The organism is Tritonibacter scottomollicae, from assembly GCF_003003215.1.
Classification (GTDB): Bacteria; Pseudomonadota; Alphaproteobacteria; order Rhodobacterales; family Rhodobacteraceae; genus Epibacterium; species Epibacterium scottomollicae.
Window position 1 is genome coordinate 1 of record NZ_PVUF01000050.1, and the last position, 4,090, is coordinate 4,090.

At 56.7% G+C, this 4,090-nt stretch carries 5 protein-coding genes and 1 pseudogene; 3 read left to right on the plus strand and 3 right to left on the minus strand.

Annotated features, from left to right (window positions below):
- The 3 genes and pseudogenes from CLV89_RS23100 to CLV89_RS22070 all read right to left on the minus strand — a co-directional run.
- A pseudogene (locus CLV89_RS23100) lies at positions 1–132 on the minus strand (IS3 family transposase); the annotation flags it as partial.
- 132 nt (positions 133–264) lie between these two features.
- Positions 265–939, minus strand: a complete 675-nt coding sequence (locus CLV89_RS22065; RefSeq protein WP_133166787.1) for a hypothetical protein — start codon at positions 937–939, stop codon at positions 265–267.
- 392 nt (positions 940–1,331) lie between these two features.
- The gene (locus CLV89_RS22070) at positions 1,332–1,709 is read right to left on the minus strand and encodes a winged helix-turn-helix transcriptional regulator (protein WP_106165726.1); all 378 of its coding nucleotides are present in this window, start codon (positions 1,707–1,709) and stop codon (positions 1,332–1,334) included.
- Positions 1,710–1,843: 134 nt separating this feature from the next.
- Here CLV89_RS22070 and CLV89_RS22075 point away from each other — a divergent pair, with 134 nt between their 5' ends.
- The 3 genes from CLV89_RS22075 to CLV89_RS22085 form a co-directional block, all read left to right on the plus strand.
- Positions 1,844–2,452, plus strand: coding sequence for an NAD(P)H-dependent oxidoreductase (locus CLV89_RS22075; protein ID WP_106165727.1), 609 nt, complete (start codon positions 1,844–1,846; stop codon positions 2,450–2,452).
- A complete protein-coding gene (locus CLV89_RS22080; RefSeq protein WP_106165728.1) occupies positions 2,439–3,140 on the plus strand; it encodes a glutathione S-transferase family protein in 702 nt (233 codons plus the stop codon). Before CLV89_RS22075 ends, CLV89_RS22080 begins: the two co-directional genes overlap by 14 nt.
- 561 nt (positions 3,141–3,701) lie before the next feature.
- A partial coding sequence (locus CLV89_RS22085) for a contractile injection system protein, VgrG/Pvc8 family (protein WP_279327919.1) occupies positions 3,702–4,090 on the plus strand: 389 nt, incomplete at its 3' end.

Here is a 4,090-nt window from a genome sequence, read left to right on the forward strand (position 1 = left end):
CCGGTAGTAAGTCTGAACCGTCACACCGATTTGCCGAACGGCTTCCTGAACCGAGCTCCCTTGCCCTTGCAGCACCTCAACCTGTCGCAGCTTCAGCACGATGTCCTCGGGCTTCTCTCGTTTGCCTGACATCTCGTCGTCCTCCTGAAAACGGGATATTCCTATCCCAAAAGGTGGACCACTTCAGTGGGGGCACTCCACATCGTGCAGCATTTTCGAGGGGCGAAGGTCGGCAGAGCGGGACTTAACTGCCGTTGGGACAAGTTAACTAGAGGTCTGCTTTATCAATTTTGCGCATTTCTCGACTTCAGAGTACCAGTTCATCATCCGGTTTGGTTCGTCGCTCATGGGTACTATCGACAAAGCGGGATGAGCCATAATGTACAAGTAAATGCGGCTATAGTGACCGTCTGCTCCGTTTCTGTAATTATTTTCAGCTTGGGCGTAACGTTCTTTTAGCTCGTTGGACAAGGGTGCTAATAATGTCGTCCGGTCTTCTGGATCTAACTTCAAGGCGTCAAAGAACCTGTCGTCTGCACTCTCTAGAGCGGGGATTTTCACGTCGTAATCGTCCAGTATCCGGGGTGCATCTTCGCCGACTTCGTCCAACCAATTCAGTTCGGCGTCAAACACACTCGGGCTCATGTTCCACCCAAGACGCGATGCGCCGCGCTTGACCGCCGTTAAGAAGGCACGGGTGAAGTCCAAACCTTCGAGCATGACTAGGTTGCGCAAACTGGTCCTTGATCCGTTCGAACGGCGCCCGCCACAGAAAGTATTCAATGCACTGATTTCTTTCAGTTCAGCCGGTAATTTCGACCAGACTGCACCGCGTTCTTCTAAGTCCGAGAAGAAAACACCGAAATACCATGATACATCGGCCAGCGAACTTATTTCCTTAACGCAGCTTTCAGGTATCAAGATGGGTATGTCGTCCACAGGCCTAGGTCCTATACTGTTTGCTGAAAGTTCTAACCAAGTGGTTCTTCCGTGGAAATACCCATACCGGACATTCCGCATCTTTGCAGCATCCGGTCAAACTGGGCTCGAAGCAGACCCACGGCGGCGCGGCGTGCTGGCCGCCTGGGTGAGTAGGGCACCCGACAGAGACCGCCCAAACCGGCCGTTGATCGCGCTTTCAATTGCTGCGGTGCGGCTGCACCAGACCGGCCATTCGTCCATTGCGCAGCATTTTCAGAGGGTGAAGGTCGGTAGAGCGGACAAACCTGCCATTCGCTGCAGGGGCGCGACCTGTGTCTCGATTGGGAGAGTTTTTACCGGAAAGACAGAATAGCCGACATTCGCTGCGAGCCGGGAGCGTCATGTAAAAGCTATCGTTTCTTGACAGCCAAGGTCTTCGGCAGGCCCTCACTCCACTTGCGCAGTTCATCCAGAAACCCCAGAGCCGTGCGACCGAAATCGGTGATTTCGTAGGTCACGGTGATCGGGGCGGTATCGAGCACTTCGCGCCTGACCAGCCCTTGGTCTGTGAGCTGTCGCAAGCGTTCGGTGATCATTTTCTTCGATGCGCCGCCGATCATTCGCGCGAGGTCGTTGAACCGGACGGGTCCGTCCTTGACGTGCCACAGGATAGAGCCGGTCCACTTCCCTCCGATGATCCGCATCCCACGCTCGATGGCGCAGGGTTCTGCGCAGGTGTTCATCGCACTCCGTCGGCCTGCATCATCCACTTCGATCCGTGCTTCCATCGTCTTACCCTCCGCTGGTCCATTCTGGAATTAGGTTACAAAAAGTATACTGGTTGTTTTTATATCCTGCCACGTACATCTCATGCCGGACCCCGCTGAAGTCAAGCGGTCGCAGCAACAAAGGAAGAGACGACATGAGCAAGATCCATATCCTAAACGGCGCGCAGCCCTACGAATTTGCACCGGGTAAGCTGAACCAAACGCTCGCCGAACGCGCCAAGGCAACGTTCAAAGCGCAAGGGCATGCGGTTCGTGTGACTACGGTGGCCGCCGGCTACGAAGTGCAAGCCGAGGTCGAGAACCACCTTTGGGCCGACGTGATTCTTTTGCAATTCCCGGTAAACTGGATGGGCGTGCCGTGGTCGTTCAAGAAATATATGGATGACGTCTACACGGTCGGCATGGGTGGCCAGCTCAGCGATGGCGATGGCCGCAGCGCTGCCACGCCGAAAGCGAACTATGGCATGGGTGGCAAGCTGATCAGGACGCGTTACATGATCTCGGCAACGCTGAACGCCCCGGCAGAGGCGTTCGACGATCCGGCGGAGCCGTTCTTCCAAGGGATGTCGCTTGATGATCTGCTGCGCCCGGTCCATCTGAACGCCAAATTCTTCGGCATGACGCCTCTGCCGACCTTCGGTGCCTTCGACGTGATGAAGAACCCCGAAGTGGAAACCGATCTCGCTCGCTTCGACGCCCATCTTGTCACGACCTTCGGAGATCTTACCAATGACGCGGCCTGATATCGTTCTCTACACAGCCAACACCATGAATGGCTGGAAGCCCCTAATCTTTCTGCACGAAGCACAGATCGACTACGAGCTGGTGCCGATCGATTTCAGCAAGAAAGAGCAGAAGGCCCCAGACTATGTGCGCCTGAACCCGAACGGGCGCATTCCGACCATCGTGGATCGAGGCGCCAATGACTTTGCTGTATTCGAGAGCGGCGCGATCCTCTGGTATCTTGCCGAAAAATACGACCAGTTCCTCAGCCACGACCCCAACGAGCGCTCGGAGACGCTGCAATGGCTGATGTTCCAGATGGGCGGGATCGGCCCGATGATGGGCCAGGCGATGTTCTTTCAGCGCATTGCCAAGCCAAATGGGGACAAGGTGCCTTATGCCATCGACCGCTACGTGAACGAAAGCCGCCGCCTGCTCGAGGTGCTGAACAAGCGGCTTGCTGGGCGCGATTGGCTGGTCGGTGATGCAATGTCCGTCGCGGATATCGCGACCTACCCTTGGGCGCGCAGCTATTTCTGGGCGACGGTGAGCATCGATGGGTTGCCGCACCTGAAGGCGTGGTTTGACCGGATAGACGCAATGCCGCGGGTTCAGGACGCGCTTCAGCTGCCGGAACCGCGTCCGTCGGCCTTCGGCGAAGGCGATACGGACGCGGCTGCCTCGGAGAACGCCGCACGTTTCCGCTGAAAATGCGGCGCGCTGTGTAGTGACTGGCTTACTCAGCGCGCCGAATTCTTGAGGCCCAGCTTCCCGGACATTCGAGTGAACCATAGGCGAATAGTCTGATCTCACGCCGGACATGCTTTCTATCAATGGCCAGCTTTGGCAGGATCTGCGGCGCAATCTCCGGGACGCAAACCAGTGTCTGCTTTGGGCCGCGATTACCAGAGCAACCTTTCTGCGCCTGCGAAATGCTGCGCTGGCTTCGTCAAGCAGATTGGGCTCAAAGCCGACTTGCGGCGGTGCAGAGTGTGGTTTTCACGCTGAACACTCTGTCGCCGGTCTGATCGGTACACCTGGTTGACTGCTGTCAGCCCAATGCAGTCATTCGATAGAGGCGCAGCGGAGGCTCTGCTGCAAGCGCGAAAGACCTCCCGGGAGCGGACATTCAACTCGACCCCAGCGACGTCGTACAATCACTCCGATGTGATTGCACCGTTGGGATTTTCCCCACCGGTAGGGATTTTCCGCGCTTGATCCTTGAGGCGAGACAGATATGCTCCCGCTCAACTTCTGGGGTTGTGTTTTATGAATGTATTTACGCAAGAGGCCCGACTTGGGCGTCTGACAACTGTGCTGGGCTCCGACGCGCTTGTGCTTTTGCGGATGGACGGCACGGAAGAACTTTCGGGGGATTTCGAGTGGCGGGTCGAAGCGCTTTCAACCCAGAACACCCTCGACCTCAGCGCCCTTCTTGGCAACCATGCCACCGTTGAAATCAATCACGCTCAGGGTGTGCGCGCCTTTGACGGGATCGTCTGCGAAGCTGAGCAACGCGGGGCCTTCGAGAATGGGTTTCGGTATGACTTGATCCTACGCCCCTGGCTGCATGTTGCCAGCCTGCGGCGCAATATGCGGATCTTCCACAACAAAACCGTCATCGAGATCGTGCAAGAGGTGCTCAGCTCTTACGCAGC

Excerpts from the sequence above, each read along its gene's own strand:
- CLV89_RS22070 (WP_106165726.1), bottom strand. The coding sequence starts at position 1,709 with ATGGAAGCACGGATCGAAGTGGATGATGCAGGCCGACGGAGTGCGATG.
- CLV89_RS22075 (WP_106165727.1), top strand. The coding sequence starts at position 1,844 with ATGAGCAAGATCCATATCCTAAACGGCGCGCAGCCCTACGAATTTGCA.
- CLV89_RS22080 (WP_106165728.1), top strand. The coding sequence starts at position 2,439 with ATGACGCGGCCTGATATCGTTCTCTACACAGCCAACACCATGAATGGC.